Below are 21,047 nucleotides of genomic sequence, written 5' to 3' on the forward strand. Positions count from 1 at the left end.
TTACACTATGAACTATATTTTGACAACAGTACGTCACTGGTCGGCGTGTCGAATAATGAGAAAACGGCCAGATGATCATCCTGAGGGATGATATGAACCGGCGCAGCACGCTGGGAATTCGCTGGGAATTACTACACTGCCACGAATAATTGACGGGTGTTAATCGTCAAGTCAGTCCTCGTCCTCGAGCAGCCCGAACAGCTTGCGCATCGGGGAGTCGGGATTGTCCTCGCGGGCGGCGTCGATGCGGCGGTCGCGCTCCTCGAAGGCGGCCTCGATCGCCTGCTGGGTCGGCGGCATCTCCTTGCCGGGGCCGATCAGCGACAGGTACGTGATGAATTCGGTGGCGAGGTCGACGAACGCCTTCGTGCGGCGCTCGCCCATCTGCGAGAAGATCCAGCAGATGTCGTCGCGCATCTCGACGCTGTGGTCGCGGAAGCTCTCGTAGCCAGCGTCGGTGAGGCGGACATGGACGCTGCGGCGGTCCTTCTCGTCCTCGACGCGCTCGATCCACCCCTTCTTCGTCAGCGACGCGAGCACCGACGAGACGCGGCCGGGCGTCACGTTCATCGCGACGGCCAGGTGCGACGGCGTCTGGGGTCCCTTGAGCGCCAATGTCCGCATGACGAACGCCTCGCCGTGCATCGTGCGCTGCATCGTCGCGCCGACCTTCGAATGGCTGCTACCAAAGACCGCCATCAGGTCAATGAGCGCCTGCTGTGCATAGTTGGGCTCGGCCATCGAAGCTCCTTCGGATCCGGTCGACAAATTGGTCAACAAACTGGTTGATAGATGTAAATAGTTTACGTCACGGTCCGACGTCAATACCCCCCGTCATCACCCTTCCACGGGGGAATCGTGCCAAAAATCGCCGATCGGAGTGTCGCCGAAGTTTACCCCTGTATATGAATTTCTCCGCCGCCCGCGGAACGGTCGCGTGTCCACGAGAGTGTCCACGGGGGGCAATAGTACGGTGCCAAACACTATGACTGACCAGCAACCCAGCTCAGCTTCGCTCGCCAAGCTTGACGAAAACAACTCGATGGACCGCGGACTGTCCAACCGGCACGTCCAGTTCATCGCGATCGGCGGGACGATTGGCACGGGGCTTTTCCTCGGGTCAAGCGAATCGATTTCCTACACAGGACCAGCCATCGTCCTCGTCTACATTCTCGTCGGCCTCGTCATGTTCATCATGATGCGCGCGATCGGCGAGATGATGTACCGCGACCCCAGCCAGCACACGTTCATCAACTTCATCGGCCGCTACCTCGGCAAGGGGTGGGGCAACTTCGCGATCTGGACGTACTGGATCGCGCTGATCCTCATCGGCATGACGGAACTGACGGCCGTCGGCGACTACTGCGTGACGTTCTTCGGGACGTTCGGCATCGACCTGAGCAGCTGGAAGGCGCTGATCGAGCTCATCTTCCTCGTCGCGCTCGTGCTGCTCAACCTCAAGGCAGTCAAGGCGTTCGGCGAGGCGGAATTCTGGTTCTCGATGATCAAGATCACGCTGATCGTCGCGATGATCGTCACCGCCATCGTCATGCTCGTCATCGGCTATCACTACGCCGCCGTGCAGATTCCCGGCGAGACCGGCGTCTCGCCCGCCGGCGCCGTGTCGGTCAAGAACCTGCTCATCGACTTCTCGTTCGCGCCGAACGGCTGGCTCAAGGTCCTGATGAGCTTCCAGATGGTGTTCTTCGCGTACCAGCTCATCGAGTTCGTCGGCGTCACCGTCTCGGAGACGAAGAACCCGCGCAAGGTGCTGCCGAAGGCAATCAACAACATCATCGTGCGCGTGCTCATCTTCTACGTCGGCGCGCTGCTGGCGATCATGTGCATCGTGCCGTGGACGAACTTCAAGCAGAACGCCGACGGCACGTACACGTCGCCGTTCATCATGGTCTTCGAGTACGCGGGGCTGAACTGGGCGGCCGCGCTCGTCTTCTTCGTCGTGCTGACGGCGTCGGCGTCGGCCCTGAACTCGCTGCTGTATTCGGCCGGCCGCCACCTGTTCCAGAAGGCGTCGGAGTCGGAGAACCCGAAGTTCGCGAAGCTCGGCGAGGTCAGCGCCAGCAAGGTGCCGGGCCGGGCGATCGTCGCGTCGGCCATCGTCATCCTGATCTGCCCGATCGTCTCGCTCGTGCCGCAGATCAGCTCGGCGTTCGAGACGTTCGCGTCGGCCTCGTCGGCGGTGATCATCTTCATCTACATCCTGACGATGCTCGCGCACCGCGGCTACCGCCGTTCGCCCGACTTCATGGCCGACGGCTTCAAGCTGCCGTGCTACCGGCTCTGGAACACCGTCGCGATCATCTTCTTCTGCTTCGTCTACTTCACGCTGTTCATCGGCTCGGGCACGCGCTGGCCGGCGATCATCGGCCTGATCTGGCTCGTCGGCTTCGGCACGTACTGCACCGTGCGGGAGCGCCGCGGCGCCAGCGTTGCCGAGCGTGCGGAGGAAGCATCGTTCGATCTCGAAATGAAACTGAACGATTCTCCCGGCCCGCTGCCTTCCGCAAGCAAGTCCGCCGCCCGACTCGACCGCGACGGCCTGCGCAATAACGTGACCCCGGAGGAAATCCCGAGCCTGGCCCTTGGCGACAGTCCCCTGCCCGCCGCCAAGTTCGAAGCCAAGAAGGCCCACGCCGCCGCAACGGGCGCCCCCAACCGCACGGCGTCCTCCCCCGCCCACGGCGAGTCCCTTCCCGCCCACGGCGAGTCCCTTGATTTCTTCGCCCCCGAAGACATCCCCGACCTGCCGATGCCCGACGAGGACTAGAACCTCCGCCTTCCGCACATTTGCGGCATCAAGAGAAAGCGCCCTGGAAGGGAGCTGCCGAGCGAAGCGAGGCTGAGGGTCGACCGCACGACGTCGCGTAGCGACGAGTGCGCGCTGGAACGCAAGAAGTCCCGTAGAACCTAAGTTCTACGGGACTCTTCGGCTTCCAGCGCGTCCGCGCGCCTTCGGCGCGGCGGCCGGTCGACCCTCAGCCTCGCTGACGCTCGGCAGCTCCCTTCCAGGGCGCTTTCTTCCTACTACGCGTGCGGATGGTAGTCGAACAGCGGGTCGGTGGAGCCGATCGCGCCGGCCCAAGCGGGGCTGGCGTCGCGGAACTGCACGTTGATGTGCATCGCGTCGCAGAACGGCTCGTTCTCGGACGATCCGCAGCGACAGACGGCGTAGCGGTTGCGGTCCTCGTACGGTTTGCCGTCGGCACCGACCAGGCGGATGTGGCCGGCCGCGAAGATCGGGCCGGAATCGCCTTCCTGGATGTCCTCGAGCAGCACGATCGTCGGCTCGAAATGCTGTTCGTAGACCTCGCGGGTATGGGCGTTCATCGAGACGAGCCTGCCGGTCGGGCAGTTCCATGCGCCGGCGATCGCCTCGTCCTCGAGCGGCACCGTGTTGCCTTCCTCGGTCAGCGTCCAGACGTCGCCGTGCGCCTGGTGGCACATGCGCGCGTAGGCGCAGCGGTTGTCGTCGTCGAGGTCGACGAGCGGTCCCTCGTATTCGTCGGCGCGCTCGGCGTACGGCGCGCGCGACGCCGTCTCGGTGCCGTCGAAGCCGACTTTCGCGTGCGTGCCGTCGCAGAACGGCGTGTGGCAGCTGTGACCGCAGCGGCACAGCGCCACCTCCTCGTCGTCCTTCGTCTCGATTTCGCGGACACGGTCGTACTCGAGATGCGTTCCGTCGGCCGCCGGCACGATCGCGTCCTCGACGATCCTGACCTTGCCGCGCACGACATACGGCCCGTGCGGCACGATCGTCATCGTCGGCCGCTCGCCGCCGCCATCGTGCCGCTCGCCGTCATCGTGCCGCTCGTTGCGCTCGCGCTCCTCGCGTTCGCGCACGTCGCGCCGGTGTTCCTCCCCCGTATGCATCCACTCGCCCATTGCCGCCTCTTTTCGTCGGGGAACAGTTGATCATCTTGATCGTAACGATTCCCCCGTGAAGCTCGCCTCCAGCGTATTTTGCCGGCAAGAAGCCCGTGGAAGGGAGCTCCTGTCACTCCACCGACTTCAGCGAGCTGACGGGGTCGATGCGGTCCAGCACCGGGTTGACGAAGAGCTGGACGATCAAGGCGAACACGAGCGTCGCGACGGCGGCGATGACGTAGCTGGTCCAGTCCACGCGCACCTCGAAGTACATGCCGGGCATGTTGAGCACGCTGGTCAGCAGGCCGGCGATGAAGCGGCCGATCGGCAGGCCGATGACAATGCCGGCAATGGTCAGCTCCATCATCTCGCGGTTGACGTAGTGGTGGACCTCGCGGTCGTAGAAGCCGAGCACCTTGAGCGTCGCCATCTCGCGCGTGCGTTCGGACACGTTCGTCTGCGCGAGCGTGAACAGCACGACGAGCGCCAGGCCGCCGGCGAGGCAGACGATCAGCGCGACGACGGCGCCCATCAGGTCGAACTTGAAGTCCTCCGCTTCCTGCGCCGTGCTGACGGCCGTCATCACCGACGCCTCTTCCTTGAGCTGGTTGACGTATGCGGTGTTCTCGTCGTCGCTGCCGGCGAGCTTGGCGTAGATCGCGTTCCACGTCAGCGCCGAGGAACCGGACGATTCGTCCGTCGTGCCGTCCGCGGACGCCGAGCTGCCGGACGAATCGTTCGAGGAAGAGGAAGTCGACGACGAGCCGAACAGCGACTCGTAGTAGTTCTCGCTGATGAAGACGTCGGAGCCGATCAGGCTGCGCGTGACGGCGGCGACGTCCGCGTTGGCCGGCGAGCCGCCCTCGGCGCGCAGCGAGACCGTCGAGCCGGCGGCGATGCCGAGCGACTGGCCGGCCGACTGCGAGACGATGACGCCCGTGTCGCCGAGCTGGACGGTCGAGCCGACATCGACGGTCGTCTTCGGCCAGCCGTGACCGGACAGCAGGCTTTCGACCTTGTCGACGAACGACGTCGTGTCGACGGCCTTGAGGTCGATCATGTCGTTGAGCGTGGCGAGCTCGTCTTCCGGCACGACCGTCAGCTGCACCGTTTCCGAGTGGGACGCGGCCGACGAAATCGTCGCCGAGACGATCCTCGCGTCGAGGATCTCGGTCGTCTTGCCGTCGGAGACGATGGTCTTGCGGGTCGTCGCCGCGTCGTCGTCGGACGAGACGACCATCATCGAGTACTGGTCGACGCCGAGGTACTGCGACGTGCCGAGCGCGGCGACGGTGTCGTTGATCGCGAGGCCGCAGACGATCAGCGCCGTGCAGCCGGCGACGCCGCCGACCGTCATGATCAGCCGCGACTTGAAGCGGAAGATGTTGCGACACGTGACCTTGTTGAGGAAGTTGAGCCGCTTCCACAGCGGCCTGATCCGCTCGAGCAGGATGCGCGCGCCGGCCTTTGGCGCCTTCGGCCGCATCAGCGTCGCCGGCATCTGGCGCACCTCGTTCATCGACGCGACGGCCGCCGCGATGCCGACGCCGACGACGAACAGCAGGATGCCGAGCGTGCCGTACACCCAGTCGTACTGCAGCGTGATGTCCGGAATGACGTAGAGGCCCTTGATGACGACGATGAGGAACGCCGGAATGCCGACGAATCCGGCGACCAGTCCGAGCGCGCCGCCGATCAGGCAGGCGAGCAGCGCGAACAGCAGGTAGCGCGCCGACAAGGTGCGGCCGGAGTAGCCCAGGCCGAGGTACGTGCCGATGACGCCGCGGTCCTCCTCGACGAGCCGCGCCATCGTTGTCAGGCTCATCATGACGGCGACGATGAGGAACACGACCGGGAACGCGTTGCCGAGGGACTCGATCGACGTGATGTCGGACTTCAGCGAGCTGAAGCCGCTCAGCGACGAGCGGTCCTGCACGTACCAGGTCGCGGTGCCGATGTCGTCGATCGTCTGCTGCTGCTTCGCGAATTCGTCCTCGGCTTCCTGCCGCTTCGAGTCGAGCTCGTCCTGCGCCTCGGTGATCTGCTTCTGCGCGTCCTCGAGCTCGGTCTCGCCGTCGGCGATCTGCTGCCGCGCGTCCTCGAGCTGCTGCTTCGCGCTGGCCAGCTCGGCCGACTTCTCGTCGAGCGTCGCCTGCTCGTCGGCGATCTGCTGCTCGCTGGCGGCGAGCTTCGCCGACTGCTCGTCGAGCTGCTGCTTCGCGGAGGCGGACTCGGCCTCCTTCTCCTTGAGCGTCTTGTCCTGCGCCTGGAGGTCGGCAAGCTTCGACTGGAGGTCGCCCAGCGTCGACGCCGTCGTCGCGCGCTGCGACTGCAGGCTCGACAGCTGGCTCGCGAGCTGCGAGCTCATCGCCGCGAGCTGCGTGCGCACCGAACTCACCGACGGCGTCGGCGACGTCGAGATGCCGAGCTGCTGGAGCAGCGGCGCAATCCGCGCCCACGTCGCGTCGTCGAACGACCCGTCGGTGCCGGACGTTTCGCCATCGTCGCTGCCGTCGCTGTCGCCGGAGCCGTTGCTGGGCAGCATGCCCTGCGCCTGCGCGACGAGCGACTGCGTCGCCTTGACCGTCGAGATCGCCGAATCGAGCTGGTCGAGGCCGCTCTGCGCCTGCGCGATGCCGTCCTCGACCTGCTTCATGCCGCTGTCGAGCTGCGAGCGCGCGCTCGTCAGCTGCTCGTTGCCGCTCTCCCACTGCGCCTGCGCGTCGGCGAGCTGTGTCTTGCCGTCCGCGACCTGCTGCTTCGCGCTGTCGAGCTGCGACTGGCCGTCGGCGAGCTGCTGTTCGCCGTCGGCGACGGTCGCCGCGTTCTCCTCGACTTCCTGTTTCGAGTCGGCGAGTTCCTGCTTCTTGTCGTCGAGCGTGGTCTGGTTGTCGTCGATCTGTTTCTGCGCGTCGGCGAACTGCTGTTCGGCGTCGGCCTTCGCGTCGTCCAGTTTCTTCGTCGCGTCGTCGACGATTTGCTGGCGGCGCGCCTGCTGCCGCTCGTTCTCGACGGTGTTCTCGATCCGGTTGGCGACCGTCTCGACGAGGTCGTCGTAGTTGTCGTCGAACGTGGAATACATGTCGGCGTTCTCGACGGCGATCGAGATCGCCGTGTACACGTCGCCGCTGACGCCGTCGTCCGGGACATAGAACGTGTAGTCGCTCGTCGCCGTCGAGCGGAACGACGACTTCGCCATGTAGCCGCTCGAGTTCGTCAGGTCGTCCGGCGGCGTGACGATCGCCGTGATCGTCAGCGTGGTCGGGAAGGAAATGCCGGACGATTCGTCCGTGGATATGCCGGACGAATCGTCCGAGCTGTCCGACGAACTGTCCGACGAACTGTCCGGCGTGACGGTGAACGTGTCGCCGATCGTCAGGCCGGTGTCGTCGGCGAATTTCTGCGTGACGGCGACCTGGCCGGCCTTCGTCGGCATCGTGCCCTCGTCGACGTACGGCTCGTCGAGCCCCTTGTCGCCGAGTTCCTGCAGCGTGGCCGACTTCGTCGAGCCGTCGACGGCGAACGTGACCGACTCGCTGCGCGTCGCCTGCACCGTCTTGACGCCGTCGACCTTCTCGAGCGCGGCGACGTCGTCGTCGGTCAGGCCCAGCGTCGACAGCACCTGCAGGTCGTGCAGCCCCTGCTGCTGGTAGTAGCGATTCGCGGCGAGCAGGCAGTCGCGGCAGCCGGCATAGATGCCGGTGAGCACGGCGACGCCGAGCAGCGCGATGACGGCGATCGACAGGAACTGCTTCCAGGCGCCCTTCCACGACCGCAGCGTGTCCAGCGCGAACGCCTTGCCGAACGCGTGCGTGCGGCTTCGCGGCGCGAGCGAGCCCATGTCGCGCGCCTCGTCGCCGGTCGCGCCGCCCGCGCCGCCATTCGGGCGCCGAATATGCCTGCCCATGCCCGTCACCTCCGTCCTGCCGTGAGAACCGTTACCGTCGCGCGAATCGTCGCCGTCCTGCCTGCCGTCTCCATTGCCGTCACCGTCACGCCGACGTCACCACTCGATGTCGGCGATCGGCGTCGGGTGCTCGTTCATGTCCTGGCTGACGACCTTGCCGGAGCGGAAGCGGACGACGGCATGGGCCATCGGCGCGAGCGCGGAGTTGTGCGTGATGATGACGACCGTCATGCCCTCGCGCAGGCAGATGTCCTGCAGCAACTGCAGCACTTCCTTGCCGGTTTCGTAGTCGAGCGCGCCGGTCGGCTCGTCGCACAGCAGCAGCTTCGGATTCTTCGCGATCGCGCGCGCAATCGAGACGCGCTGCTGCTCGCCGCCGGACAGCTGCGCCGGGAAGTTGTCGAGGCGGTCGCCGAGGCCGACTTTCCGCAGCGTGTCCGCCGGGTCGAACGGGTTGGCGCAGATCTGCGACGCGAGCTCGACGTTCTCGAGCGCCGTCAGGTTCGGCACGAGATTGTAGAACTGGAAGACGAAGCCGATGTCGTTGCGGCGGTAGGTGATCTGCTCCTTGTGATTGAAGCCGGTGATGTCGGTGCCGCCGACGACGACGTGGCCGCTCGTCGCCGTGTCCATGCCGCCGAGGATGTTCAGCGCCGTCGTCTTGCCGGCGCCCGACTGGCCGAGAATGACGGTCAGCTTGCCCTGCTCGGCCGTGAAGCTCGCCTCGTCGAGCGCGCGGATGACCGACGTGCCCGACGGATACTCCTTGACGACGTGGTCGAACTCGATGTAGGCCATGGCCGCACCCCTTACTGCACTGCTTGACTGCACTGCTTGCCGTCCGCGGCGACCGACGGCATCCGGCCACCGTCCCCCTGCTCCGCTTCCGGCCGCCCGACCTCGTCGTCGCCGCCGAAATACTTCACCGGGGAAAAATAGTTTACGCTGTAAACAACCTCAGTGTACCGCAGAACTCTGGGCAAGCGACACCTCCTCCGGCGAACGGGGGCGCGGACCGGTTTCGCAGTTAGCTATATCTGCCCCCGACAGCGCAAATATTCGGGAAACTCCCATCTTGAAGCCCGTATTGTGACGGTAGTTGCGGCACAAGGCCGCGGAGAGACAAGACAGGATGACGCCGGCTGACGCAACAGCCGGCGCGCAGACGTAGACAGGCAAGAGAGACCATGCTGAAGCGAATCATCACGTTCGTACTCGGGCTGGCCATCGCCGTCGGCACCGCGACGGCGGCGACGACGGTCGCGCAGGCAGCGCAGACGAAGTACGCGCCGTCCGTGTCGACGCCGACGGAAGGCGCGCCAGCCTCGACGAAGGTCGTGCAGAAAGACATCATGGCCACCGTCAGCCCGACGGTCGGCGACCTGCTGGGCGGATCGTCCGGTACCTCCGACAGCTGCACGTGGGCGAGCGGCACCACCGCCGCTTCCTCGAATTCCTCGAACGATTCGTCCGCGAGCGCGAGCGCTTCTTCTTCGGACGATTCATCCGCGTCCGCGAGCGCGAGCTCCTCGGCGAGCGCGACCAACTCGACGGCAAGCGCCGGCGCGGCCAAGTCGACGTCGAGCGCGACCAAGTCGGCGACAGCCGGGGCGGCGACGACGGCGACCCGCACGTTCTCGTTCACCGGCGGCACGGCGTGCAGCGCGGCGCACGGCATCAGCAAGCCGCTGTCGGCGGCGCTCAACGAGCCGCTCGACTACCAGGCGCGCACGAAGATCTTCGCCCACCGCGGCTTCACCGACAAGCACGAGCTGCAGAACACGTTCCAGGCGTTCGACGCGGCAATCGCCGCCGGCAACCCGCAGGTCGAACTCGACATCCGCACGAGCAAGGACGGCGTCTTCTACATCAGCCACGACGCGACGATGCGCGCCGTCGCCGGCGTCAACAAGAAGATTTCCGAGCTGACCAGCACGCAGATCGACCAGATCACGCAGAAGAACGGCGAGAAGATGCACCGGCTGTCCGAGCTGTTCGACCGCTATGGCAGCAACCTGATCTACCTGATCGAGTTCAAGGAGAAGAACGTCGACATCGACGCGTTCTACAGGCTGCTCGAGCAGTATCCGACGATCATCGACCACGTCGAGGTCCATTCGTTCTACGCCGAGCCGCTCGCCAAGCTCGACAGGCTGCTGCCGAACATGTTCAAGCAGCTGCTCGTCTCCAGCCGCGAGGAGATCAACGCGGACGCCGGCCTCTACTTCGTCGACTCGTTCGGCGTCAACCAGAAAGTCGCGTCGAAGGCCGTCATCAAGCAGATCCACGGCGCTGGCAAGGAGATCTGGGTCTGGACCGTCGATTCGCCGACGAGGATCGCGAAGTTCTTGTCCGAAGGCGTCGACGGCGTCATCACCGACACCAGCAAGGCCGTCGGCATCGCGAAGGTCGCGTAGCGGCCATTCCGGCCTATCCCTTGACGGCGCCGGCCATGATGCCGGACACCAGTTGCTTGCCGGCGAAGAAGAACAGCAGGAGCAACGGCGCCGTCGTCAGGCACACGCCCGCCATGACGACGGTGTAGTCGGTGAAGTACGCGCCCTTGAGCGCGGCCGCCGCCACCGTCAGCATGCTGTTCTTGTTGGGGCCGAGGATCAGCATCGGCCAGAAATAGTTCGTCCACTGGGCGATGAACGTGAACAGGAACAGCATGGCCGCGGCCGGCCTCGCCGCCGGCATCGCGACCGACAGGAACGTGCGGAACATCGAGCACCCGTCGACGCGGGCGGCCTCGATCAGCTCGTACGGCAGCGCATCCCGCAGGTACTGCGTCATCCAGAACACGCCGAACGCGCTGACTAGGCCGGGAATGACGACGGCCCACAGCGAGCCGAACAGTCCGGCCTTGTTCGCCATGATGTACAGCGGCACGACGCTCAGCTGCTGGGGGATCGTCATCGTGCCGATGACGATCAGGAACAGCACGCCGCGTCCGCGGAAGCGCAGCTTCGAGAACGAGTAGCCGGCCAGCGTGCTGAAGAACACCGTCGACAGCGACACGACCGTCGCGACGAAGAACGTGCCGCCGAGCGCCTGCCAGAACCTGATCGCGCCGAATGCGCGGACGAGATTCCGCCACAGTCCGCCGCCCGGAATCAGCGCCTGCACGCCGTACTGCGTGGCCGAGCTGTCCTGCGAGGCGATGGAGACCGCCACGTAGAGCGGAACCAGGAAGAGCAGGATCGTCACGACGAGGACGATGTAGGTGCCGGCGCCCGCACGGCGCCCCTCGCTTGTCATCGCGAGCGCCTTCCTGCGGCGTGTTCTCGTGGCGGCGCGGCCCACTCCCGCGCCGTACAGTTGCGACAGCGCGGCGCCGCTCAGCTCGTTCCGGCGCCCGGCATTGCGCGGTTGTCCGCTCATGATGCCCTCCCTTCGGCCCGTGCCCCGGCCTGCGCCCCGGCCTGTGGCGCCGCGGCGGCGTCCATCCGGCTCCGTTCCCGTGCGGCACGTTGCCGCGCGTCGAGGCCCGCGCGTTTCGCCGATTCGTATTCGCGGCGCTGGCGATCGCGGTATTCCGCCAGCCTGGCGCGGTCGGTCTTCGCGTGCGACCCGGCGGCCAGCCATTGCGTCAGGAAGAAGTTGAGGACGGCGATGGCCACGATGATCAGGAAGAGCAGCCACGCCACGGCGGCGGCTCGGCCGAGGTTGGGCTGGCCGATCGTCACCTTGTTGAAGCCCATGTCCCACAGGTAGAGCGACAGCGTCAGGTACTGGCCGTTCGGGCCTCCGTAGCCGGACGTGCCGTTGTGGAACATCTGCGGTTCGTCGAAGATCTGCAGGCCGCCGATCGTGGACGTGATGATGACGAAGATCAGCGTCGGACGCAGCATCGGCAGCGTGACGGACCAGAACGTGCGCCACTTGCCCGCGCCGTCGACGACGGCCGCCTCCATGACGTCGTCCGGGATGGCCTGCATGGCGGCCAGCAGGATCAGCGAGTTGTAGCCGGTCCACCGGAAATTGACGATCGTGGCGATGGCCACGTGCGACCAGAACGCGCTGGCATGCCACATGATGGGCTGCAGCCCGATGGCGGACAGCGCGACGTTGATGACGCCCATCTTGTCGGAGAAGATCTGCGAGAAAATGATGCCGGCCGCCGACGGGGCCACCACGTACGGCAGCAGCACGCCCATGCGCCAGAACGTCCGTGCCTTGAGGTTCGCGTTGAGCACCCAGGCGAGGAACAGCGCGAGGATCATCTGCGGAACTGTGCTCAGCAGGAAGATCGAGAAGGAGTTGCGCAGCGCTATCCAGAACGAATGCTGGTGCAGGACCCACTGGAAATTCGCCCAGATGCTGGCATCGGCGCCGCCGGCACCACAGGTGGCACCGCATATGGCCACGCCGGAATCGCCGGTCAGCGTGTTGTACTGTCTCGTCGCGATGTACATCGTGTACAGCAGCGGGAACAGTCCGACGACGGCGAACAGCAGGAAGAACGGGGCAACGTAGAGATACGGCGACGCCTTCCACTCGAACCGTCCGAGCCGCGTGCGCCAGTTGTCCGTTGCCGCCCTTGATTGGACAACAGTCATGAGATTACCCACCTTGTTAGGGCGGGGACGGCGACGCCAGCGGCATGGCTGCCGGCGACATCGCCGCCCCGGCCGGTTTCGCCGGGGGCCGGAGGAGGGTCGCCGCGCCGTCGCGGCGACCCTCCCCGCGACACCGTGGCTACGAGAGCGCCTTCACGTCCTCGAGCCACTGGTTCCAGGACTGCTCGGCCGTCTGTTCCTGCGTGACGTCCACGCGGTTGAGGGCGTCGGTCAGCTTCGTCTCGATGTCGAAATACTGGCTGCCCTTGTACGGCACGATGTCGTAGGCCTGGGCCCGGTTGGCGAAGATCTCGCCCACCTTGGCTCCGCCCAGATAGGAATCGGTCTTGCCGGAGACCTCGGACGAGGACTGCGCGCTGACCGAGCTCGGATAGTTGTTGGCGGTCGTGAACACGGCAACCTGCTGCGCGGAAGCCGTCAGCCATGCCGCGAGCTTGGCGGCGGCCTCCTTGTTCGGCGACGATTCGGGCACGACGAGGTAGGAGCCGCCCCAGTTGCCGCCTCCGCCCGGGAAGACGTCGGCGATCCTCCAGCCGGAGAAGTCCTCGCCGGTGTTGCCCTTCATGTTGTTGATCAGCCAGGGCGGGCACTGGATCGTCGCGAAGCCGTCATCGGCCTTGAAGGCGGCGTTCCAGTCGTCCGACCACTGGGACAGGTGGGCGGACAGGTCCTTCGTGGACGTCAGCTGGTCGTACATTTCCTTGATCTTCGTGTTGGTCGTCGCGATGACCTCGCCGTCCTTGGAGACGAACGATTCCTCCACCTGGTTGATCATCGACTGCCAGTTGCTGGCCATCGAGTCGTACCAGGGCAGCCCGGTCTTGGCGGTGTACTCCCTGCCCGCGGCGAAGAACGAATCCCACGTGGCGCTGTCCCCGCCCAGCCACTTGGCGACCGCCTCGGGATCCGCGTCGTATCCGGCCTTCTCGAGCAGGTCGCCGCGGTAGCAGACGGCCTCCGGGCCGATGTCGGTGCCGGCGCCGATCAGCTTGCCGTTGACGGTGGCGTTCTCGGTCTTCCAGCTCACCCAGTCGTTGTCGGACGAGATATAGGACGAGAGGTCCACGAACTTGTCCGGCATCGCCATCAGCGACGGCATCCAGTCGACCTCGACCACGTAGACGTCGTAGGCGTTGGACCCCGTCGAGATGGCGGTATTGAAGGCGGCGCGGGCGTCGTCGGAGGACGCGGCGGCCGTTTCCTCGACCTTGACGCCCGGATTGGCCGCCTCGTACTTGCTCCACAGGTCGGCGCCGGGCCTCTCGGAGGTCGGGGCGCCGTAGCCCGGATTGTTGAATGTCTGGATCTTCAGCGTGACGGTGCCGCCGGAACTGCCCGTCGAGCCCGATCCGCATGCCGCCGTTCCGAGCAGCAGCGCCAGCGCCGCCGCCGAAGCGAGAACCGACTTGAACTTGTTCATGGCTTGCTCTTTCCCCACACAGCGATGCGCCGTGCCACACAACAGCGTGTGATTCTTCTCCTGGCCGCCATCGTCGTCGGTGACGTGGCGGACCCTGCATCTTCTCCCTGCGGAGGAGCCACCTCCCCTTGGCGGCTCCGTGCCGGTGTCATGCAACCCGGACGGCAAGCGTGCCCCGTCGTCGTTGACAGACACCCCATACTAGGCAATCATGATGGAACCGTTTCCATCATTACTTCAACAGTACACCGGCGCAAACCGCGAAACCATCGGCGTGTCGTTTCGTCGACGGCACTATGCCCCCGGCCTGTCGCACCCCGGGCATGGTCGCATGAACCTGTGCATGATGCACGGAAAGTCAATATTTCCAGCGAAAAGAGGCAGTTCGTGGCGAGCCGGTCGTCCTCATGCCGAGTCGCGGACAGTCAGGTGCACCGGGAATCGCTGGGCCGACACTTTCCACTCCCCGTGCTCCAGACGGTGTTCCAGCATCTCCGTCGCGGCCTGCGCCATGTCCGGAAGCGGTTGCGCCAGCGTGGTCAGCTGCGGCGTGAGCAACCGGGCCGCCTGCAAGTCGTCGAACCCAATGATCGCAACGTCTTCGGGCACGCGGCGCCCTTCCTGGTGCAGGACGCGCAGCGCGCCGGCGGCGATCTTGTCGGAATGGGCGAACACGCCGTCCACGTCCGGCACCGCCTCGAGCACCGCGGCCATGGCCGCCAGGCCATGCTCCATGTCGTAGCTGCCGCTGATCTTCATGACCGGCTCCAGGCCTTCCTCGGCGAGCGCGTCGGTGAATCCGGCCGTCCGGTCGTATGGCGTCGGCATGTCCTTCGGTCCCTCGATGACGGCCATCCTGCGGCATCCGCGCTCCAGCAGGCGGCGACCGGCCAGGTATCCGCCGCCGTAGTTGTCGACGTCCACGTAGGGGCACTTGATCTTTCCGGGCGGCCGGCCGATGAACACCACCGGCCTGTCGAGGTGCTCCAGCATGCCGGCGAGATGGTGTCCCTCGTGCATGCTGGCCACGATCACGCCATCCGCCTCGGACCGGCCCAGCAGTTCGCGGAATCCCTCGGCGTCGTCCGGCGGCGCGAGCACGAGGAACGGGAGCAGTCCGGCTCCCGCCAGCGACACTCCCAGCTGTCCGAGAAGGGCCGAAATGAAGTCGTCCTGAAACAGCGCGTTCGTGGATTCGTCGACGACGAGGGCCACGACGCCGCTCCGGCGCCCCGTCAGGCGACGCGCCGACTGATTGGGCACGAAATTGAGCTGGCGCGCCGCCTCCTGCACCTTCGCGCGGGTCCGGGACGAGGCCGAGCCGCCGCCGAGCGCGCGCGACGCCGTCGAGACGGCCACCCCGGCCAACTTGGCGACATCGCGGATAGTCGCCGCGCCGTTATCGCCCATCGCCATCATCCTCCTCGCCATATGCCGCCCCATGATAGCGGGACCGGCCACCGCCGCGCCGTTCGCGTCCGGCCATGTCGGCCGTCGCTGTCCAGTCGGTTTGCCTCATTATATACGACACAGTATTGGAAACGTTTCCACGGTTTCGTCTATACTCATGTTCAACGCACCGGTCGACCCGGAGCGGCATCGGAGCCGGCCATCGCGGCTCCGGATGACCACACAGGGTCGTCGGCGTCGTGGAACAGCGGACCGCAAGGGCGCAAACCGTCCGGCCATCCTCCGGCGACGCCTACGCTGACGGCTCAACGACACCGGCCCGTCGCATGCATCGACGCACGCGACGGACGGACGGAACAGAAAGGACCTCCCTTGGTACAGTACGGACACTTCGACGACGACGCCCGCGAATACGTCATCGAGACGCCGGCGACGCCGCTGCCGTGGATCAACTATCTCGGCAACGAACACTTCTTCTCGCTGATCTCGAACACCGGCGGCGGCTACTCGTTCTACCGCGACGCCAAGCTGCGCCGCATCACGCGCTACCGCTACAACTCGGTGCCGGAGGACAGCGGCTCGCGCAACTACTACATCTCGCTGATGGAGCCGGTCACCGACAATACCGCGGACGATTCTTCCGCCCCGGCCGAGGCCCCGGCCTCCGCCGGCACGCTCAGGCCGGCGCTGACGTGGTCGCCGACGTTCCTGCCGTCGAAGACGCCGCTCGACGCCTACGAGTGCCGCCACGGCATGGGCTACACGGTGTTCAGGGCGGCGAAGGCCGGCATCGAGACAGAACTGACGGCGTTCGTGCCGCTGCACACCACCGCGGAAATCAACCACCTCGCCGTGAAGAACACGACCGGCCGCGAGGTCGTCGTCGACGTGACCGGCTCGGTCGAATGGTGCCTGTGGAACGCCGTCGACGATTCGTCGAACTTCCAGCGCAACCTGTCGACCGGCGAGGTCGAGGTCGAGCAGACCGAAACGTCGACGATGCTGTACCACAAGACCGAGTTCAAGGAACGCCGCGACCACTACGCGTTCTATTCGGTCAACGAGCCGACCGTCGGCTTCGACACGTGCCGCGCCGACTTCCTCGGCAAGTTCAACGGCTGGGACACCCCGGACGTCATCGCCAGCGGCGAATCGAAGAACTCGATCGCCTACGGCTGGTACCCGATAGCCGCCAACCACGTGCGGCTGACGCTGCAGCCCGGCGAGGAGCGCATGCTCGTCTTCCTGCTCGGCTACGTCGAGTTCCCGGAGGCCGCCGAGCACCCCGAGGTCAAGTGGCAGGACGGCGACGCGAAGGCCGGCATCATCAACAAGCAGCCGGCGCACGAGCTGTTCGACCGGTTCAACACGAGCGAGAAGGTCTTCGCGGCGTTCAGGGAACTGCGCGCCTACTGGGACGAGCTGCTCGGCGGCTTCCAGGTGACGACCGGCGACGAGCGGCTCGACCGCATGGTCAACATCTGGAACCAGTACCAGTGCATGGTCACGTTCAACCTGTCGCGGTCGGCCTCGTACTACGAGTCCGGCATGGGCCGCGGCATGGGCTTCCGCGACTCGAACCAGGACCTGCTCGGCTTCGTGCACATGATCCCGGGGCGCGCCCGCGAGCGCATTCTCGACATCGCAGCCACGCAGCTGCCGGACGGCTCGGCATGGCACCAGTACCAGCCGCTGACGAAGAAGGGCAACGCCGACATCGGCGGCGGCTTCAACGACGATCCGCTGTGGCTCGTCGCGTCGGTCTTCGCGTACCTCAACGAGACCGGGGACGCGTCCGTGCTGCGGGAATCGGTCCAGTTCGACAACGCCGCCGGCTCCGAACAGCCGCTGATCGAGCACCTGCGCCGCTCCGTCCACTACACGATGACCCACCGCGGCCCGCACGGCCTGCCGCTGATCGGCCGCGCCGACTGGAACGACTGCCTGAACCTCAACTGCTTCTCGACGACGCCGGGCGAAAGCTTCCAGACGGTCGAGAACAACGACACCGGCGTCGCCGAGTCGGTCTTCATCGCCGGCATGTTCGTGCTGTACGGCGAGCAGTACTGCCAGATTCTCGAGCGGTACGGCGCGACCGACCTGAACATGGACGATTCTTCCGTCGCCGACGAAGTCCGCGACGTGCGCGCCGCCGTCGCCGAGGTCACCGAGGCCGCGATGACGGCCGGCTGGGACGGCGACTGGTTCGTCCGCGCCTACGACGCGCTCGGCGAGAAGGTCGGCTCGCACGTCAACGACGAGGGCCAGATCTACATCGAGCCGCAGGGCATGTGCGTGATGGCCGGCCTCGGCGTGCAGGACGGCCGCGCGGCGACGGCGCTCGCCTCCGTCAAGGAGCGGCTGACGTGCCGCTGGGGCACGGCGATCCTCGCGCCGGCGTACACGACCTATCACGTGGAGCTCGGCGAGATCTCGACGTATCCGGTCGGCTACAAGGAGAACGGCGGCATCTTCTGCCACAACAACCCGTGGATCTCGATCGCCGAGACGAAGGTCGGCGACGACGACGAGGCGTTCGAGGTCTACCGGCGCACGTGCCCGGCCTATCTCGAGCCGTACTCGGACATCCACCTGACCGAGCCGTACGTCTACTGCCAGATGGTCGCCGGCCCCGAGTCGCCGACGCCGGGCCAGGGCAAGAACTCGTGGCTGACCGGCACGGCCGCCTGGACGTTCGTCGACGTCTCGCAGTTCCTGCTCGGCATCCAGCCGACATTCGACGGCCTGCGTCTCGATCCGCACATGCCGTCGCGCTTCGGCCAGCTCCACGTCGAGCGCCTGTGGCGCGGCACCCGCTACCTGATCGACATCGAGCGCACCGGCGAGCGCTCCCTCGTCGTCGACGGCCAGCCCGTGGACGGCAACGTCATTCCGCAGGCCCCGGCCGGCACCGAAGAGGTCAATGTCAGGCTGACGATCTGACATCCGACATCCAAGGTAGAAGCTCCCTGGAAGGGAGCTGCCGAGCGGAGCGAGGCTGAGGGTCGACCGGCCGTCGCGCCGAAGGCGCGCGGACGCGCTGGAACGTTCGGTTACGACGTAACTTGAGAACCGTCGTGACCGAACGTTCCAGCGCGCACTCGTCGCTTCGCGACGTCGTGCGGTCGACCCTCAGGCCGCTTCGCGGCCAGCTCCCTTCCAGGGAGCTTTGTCGTTGATGCCACCAACAAGGAGGCAACCTCCGCGAGAGGACCGGTTGCAGCCGCCCGATTGTATGCGCTCGGCGGAGGGCGCGGGGATCGTGCCAGAATTTCCTCAGCAATATCTTGAATTACCGGAGGAAAGGACACATCATGACTGACGCAACGGACGGCCAGCCGATCACGCTCGACGAGGCGCGCGAGGAGATTCTCGAGCACGACGAGGAAATCGTCGACAAGAACGAGGCGTACGAGGCGCAGCGCCGCGAGGAGCGCTTCGAATACGGCAAGAAGCGCGACGAGCGCGACGCCCACGAGGCCCACGCGAAGACGACGCACGCCGAGCGCGCCGAGGAAGCCGCGGCCAAGGAGAAGAGCGACTACCAGACCGGCCTGGCCGAGTAATAAAAACTCCCTCTTCAGAGGGAGTCGAAAACGCGAAGCGTTTTCGGTGGGAGTCCGCAAGCGGCGTAGCCGCGAAGCGGTACGGAACGCAAGTGGTCCCGTAGAACTCGAGTTCTACGGGACCACTTGCGTTCCGTACCGCACGCGCTGACTTCGTCAGCGGCGTGCGACTCCCACCGAGTCGCGCTTCGCGCTCCTCGACTCCCTCTGAAGAGGGAGTTTGGGGCTTACTCTTCTTCCGTCTTCTCCGGCATCGCGACCGGGAGGCGGAGCTGGTCGCGGCCGGCGTTGCGCAGCCGCACCTTCTCGACGATTTCGTAGGCGACGAGCAGGACGGCGAGCCAGATGACGCCGGCGATGACGGCGATGCGGTAGCTCGCGGAGAACAGCATCAGCACGACGACGAGCGCCATGAACGCGATGACGACCCATTCCATGACCGGCGCGCCCGGCAGCTTGAACTGGATCTTGTCGAGCGCCGCCTTGCCGGTGAGGCCGGCGAGCTCGTTCGGGCCTTCGCCGCGCGCGACGGCCTTGCGGAACTTGTGCTCGGTGATCAGGATCATCGTCCAGTTGATGATGCCGGCGATCGTCGCGATCGACATCAGGTAGTTGAACGCGAATTCCGGCCACAGGAAGACCACGACGACGGCCAGCACGGTGATGGCGGCCGACGTGAGCACGCCGGCGACCGGCACGCCGCGGAAGTTGATCTTGCCGAGGTACGCCGGCGCGTTCTTCTGCTTCGCGAGCGAGTACAGCATGCGCGAGTTCGAGTACAGGCCGGAGTTGTAGACGCTCATGACGGCGGTCAGGCAGACGAAGTTCAAGATGCCGGCGGCGACCTTCACGCCGACGGAATCGAAGATCTGGACGAACGGCGACATCGTGCCGTCGATCGTGTTCCACGGCACGACGGCCATGATGATGCCGAGCGCGGCGACGTAGAAGACGAGGATGCGCCAGATGATGCCGTTCGTCGCCTTCGGGATCGTCGTCTTCGGGTTCTCGGTCTCGCCGGCCGTGATGCCGATGAGCTCGGTGCCGCCGAAGCTGAACATGACGACGACGAGCGCCATCAGCAGGCCGGTCCACTGGCCGTCGGCCGACCGCTGCATGATGCCGTTCGGCAGGAAGCCGCCGCCGACGTCGAACCAGTTCGCGAAGCTCGCGCGGATGCCGGAGTCGGTCGGCAGGTTCATGACGATGACGGCCGCGCCGCCGACGATCATCGCGATGACGGCGACGATCTTGATCAGCGCGAACCAGAACTCGAACTCGCCGAACTTGCTGACGCCGAGCAGGTTGAAGATCGTGATGAGGACGAGGAAGAACGCCGCCGACACCCACTGCGGAATGTTCGGGAACCAGTAGTTGACGAAGCTGCCGACGACGGACAGCTCGACCATCGAGACGAGGATGTAGTTGAACCAGTAGTTCCAGCCGCTCACGAAGCCGGCCCGCTTCGACCAGTACCGCGTCGCGTAGAAGGAGAACGCGCCGGCGCGCGGATCCTCCACCGACATTTCGGACAGCGCGCGCACGATCATGAAGATCGCGAGGCCGCCGACGATGTACGCCAGCAGGATCGACGGGCCGGCGAGGCTGATCGACTCGCTCGACCCGTAGAACAGGCCGGTGCCGATCGCGCCGCCGAGCGCGATGAGCTGGATGTGCCGGTTCTTCAGCGACCGCTTGAGCGTCGGCGCCTCGTCGCCGTCGTGGGCGGCATGGTTGAACGATTCTTCCGCCGATGGATGGCCCGCGTCCACGGCCGGCGCCACGTTGGCCGGCGTGTCGACGACGGCGTCCTCCGCGTCGATGGCGGACTGGGCCGAGGCCGCGGAAGAGGATGTGTTGGACGAATCGTTCGACGATGTGTTGTCAGTATCCTGGCTGTGCCACCAGAGGCCGGTAGACCGGCCGGGGCCGGTCTGGTCGGCCGCAGTGCCACGCCAGGCAGCGGCGCGCGATGCTGCGTTGGCCGTCTGCTTGCCGATGTTCTGCTCCGATTTCATGAACCCTGCTCCTTACTGAATCATGTCCGCGCCAGGGCATGGCCGCGGACATGATTCAGTGTAGTTCGAGCACTGGCGAACACTTTCGCGAAATGCGCACAAATCTCGGCACGTGATCAACGAATACAAAAATAAAAACTCCCTCTTCAGAGGGAGTCGAAAACGCGAAGCGTTTTCGGTGGGAGTCCGCGAGCGGCGGAGCCGCGAAGCGGGACGGTACGCAAGAAGTCCCGTACAACACAAGTTCTACGGGACTTC

General features: G+C 65.7%; 12 protein-coding genes and 1 pseudogene. 4 read left to right on the forward strand and 9 right to left on the reverse strand.

Annotated features, from left to right (window positions below; translation table 11 throughout):
* Positions 1-171: 171 nt before the first annotated feature.
* A complete protein-coding gene (locus F6S87_RS04500; protein ID WP_163227393.1) occupies positions 172-741 on the reverse strand; it encodes a MarR family winged helix-turn-helix transcriptional regulator in 570 nt (189 codons plus the stop codon).
* A gap of 244 nt (positions 742-985) precedes the next feature.
* Here F6S87_RS04500 and F6S87_RS04505 point away from each other — a divergent pair.
* Positions 986-2,437 (forward strand): annotated as a pseudogene (locus F6S87_RS04505) (amino acid permease); the annotation flags it as partial.
* 608 nt (positions 2,438-3,045) lie between these two features.
* Here F6S87_RS04505 and F6S87_RS04510 read toward each other — a convergent pair.
* From F6S87_RS04510 to F6S87_RS04520, 3 genes are all read right to left on the reverse strand, one after another.
* On the reverse strand, positions 3,046-3,903 hold the full coding sequence (locus F6S87_RS04510; RefSeq protein WP_231129326.1) for a CDGSH iron-sulfur domain-containing protein: 858 nt from the start codon (positions 3,901-3,903) through the stop codon (positions 3,046-3,048).
* A 112-nt stretch (positions 3,904-4,015) separates the two neighbouring features.
* Positions 4,016-7,792 carry an FtsX-like permease family protein gene (locus tag F6S87_RS04515; protein WP_407925102.1) on the reverse strand — a complete coding sequence of 1,259 codons (3,777 nt, stop codon included), beginning with the start codon at positions 7,790-7,792 and terminating at the stop codon, positions 4,016-4,018.
* Between the two features lie 96 nt (positions 7,793-7,888).
* The gene (locus tag F6S87_RS04520; protein WP_163227394.1) at positions 7,889-8,590 is read right to left on the reverse strand and encodes an ABC transporter ATP-binding protein; all 702 of its coding nucleotides are present in this window, start codon (positions 8,588-8,590) and stop codon (positions 7,889-7,891) included.
* A 389-nt stretch (positions 8,591-8,979) separates the two neighbouring features.
* On the opposite strand from F6S87_RS04520, the gene F6S87_RS04525 reads away from it, so the two are divergent.
* Complete coding sequence (locus tag F6S87_RS04525; protein WP_163227395.1) at positions 8,980-10,209, forward strand: glycerophosphodiester phosphodiesterase; 1,230 nt, start codon at positions 8,980-8,982, stop codon at positions 10,207-10,209.
* A 13-nt stretch (positions 10,210-10,222) separates the two neighbouring features.
* Here the strand turns inward: F6S87_RS04525 and F6S87_RS04530 are convergent, their stop codons facing one another.
* The 4 genes from F6S87_RS04530 to F6S87_RS04545 form a co-directional block, all read right to left on the reverse strand.
* Positions 10,223-11,176 (reverse strand): carbohydrate ABC transporter permease, encoded by a 954-nt coding sequence (locus F6S87_RS04530; RefSeq protein WP_231129327.1) that lies wholly within the window; start codon positions 11,174-11,176, stop codon positions 10,223-10,225.
* On the reverse strand, positions 11,173-12,354 hold the full coding sequence (locus F6S87_RS04535; RefSeq protein WP_163227396.1) for a carbohydrate ABC transporter permease: 1,182 nt from the start codon (positions 12,352-12,354) through the stop codon (positions 11,173-11,175). Before F6S87_RS04535 ends, F6S87_RS04530 begins: the two co-directional genes overlap by 4 nt.
* Positions 12,355-12,493: 139 nt before the next feature.
* Positions 12,494-13,795, reverse strand: a complete 1,302-nt coding sequence (locus F6S87_RS04540) for an ABC transporter substrate-binding protein (protein WP_196779080.1) — start codon at positions 13,793-13,795, stop codon at positions 12,494-12,496.
* A 405-nt stretch (positions 13,796-14,200) separates the two neighbouring features.
* Positions 14,201-15,211, reverse strand: a complete 1,011-nt coding sequence (locus F6S87_RS04545; protein WP_231129328.1) for a LacI family DNA-binding transcriptional regulator — start codon at positions 15,209-15,211, stop codon at positions 14,201-14,203.
* A gap of 366 nt (positions 15,212-15,577) precedes the next feature.
* Between F6S87_RS04545 and F6S87_RS04550 the strand changes: the two genes are divergently transcribed.
* Positions 15,578-18,148: a GH36-type glycosyl hydrolase domain-containing protein gene (locus F6S87_RS04550; RefSeq protein WP_231129329.1), complete on the forward strand. Its 2,571-nt coding sequence runs from the start codon at positions 15,578-15,580 to the stop codon at positions 18,146-18,148.
* Between the two features lie 371 nt (positions 18,149-18,519).
* Positions 18,520-18,771 (forward strand): hypothetical protein, encoded by a 252-nt coding sequence (locus F6S87_RS04555; protein ID WP_163227399.1) that lies wholly within the window; start codon positions 18,520-18,522, stop codon positions 18,769-18,771.
* Between the two features lie 227 nt (positions 18,772-18,998).
* Here F6S87_RS04555 and F6S87_RS04560 read toward each other — a convergent pair whose 3' ends face one another.
* The gene (locus F6S87_RS04560) at positions 18,999-20,789 is read right to left on the reverse strand and encodes an amino acid permease (RefSeq protein ID WP_231129330.1); all 1,791 of its coding nucleotides are present in this window, start codon (positions 20,787-20,789) and stop codon (positions 18,999-19,001) included.
* Positions 20,790-21,047: the final 258 nt, after the last annotated feature.

It is taken from the genome of Bifidobacterium choloepi (assembly GCF_010667615.1).
Taxonomy (GTDB): Bacteria; Actinomycetota; Actinomycetes; order Actinomycetales; family Bifidobacteriaceae; genus Bifidobacterium; species Bifidobacterium choloepi.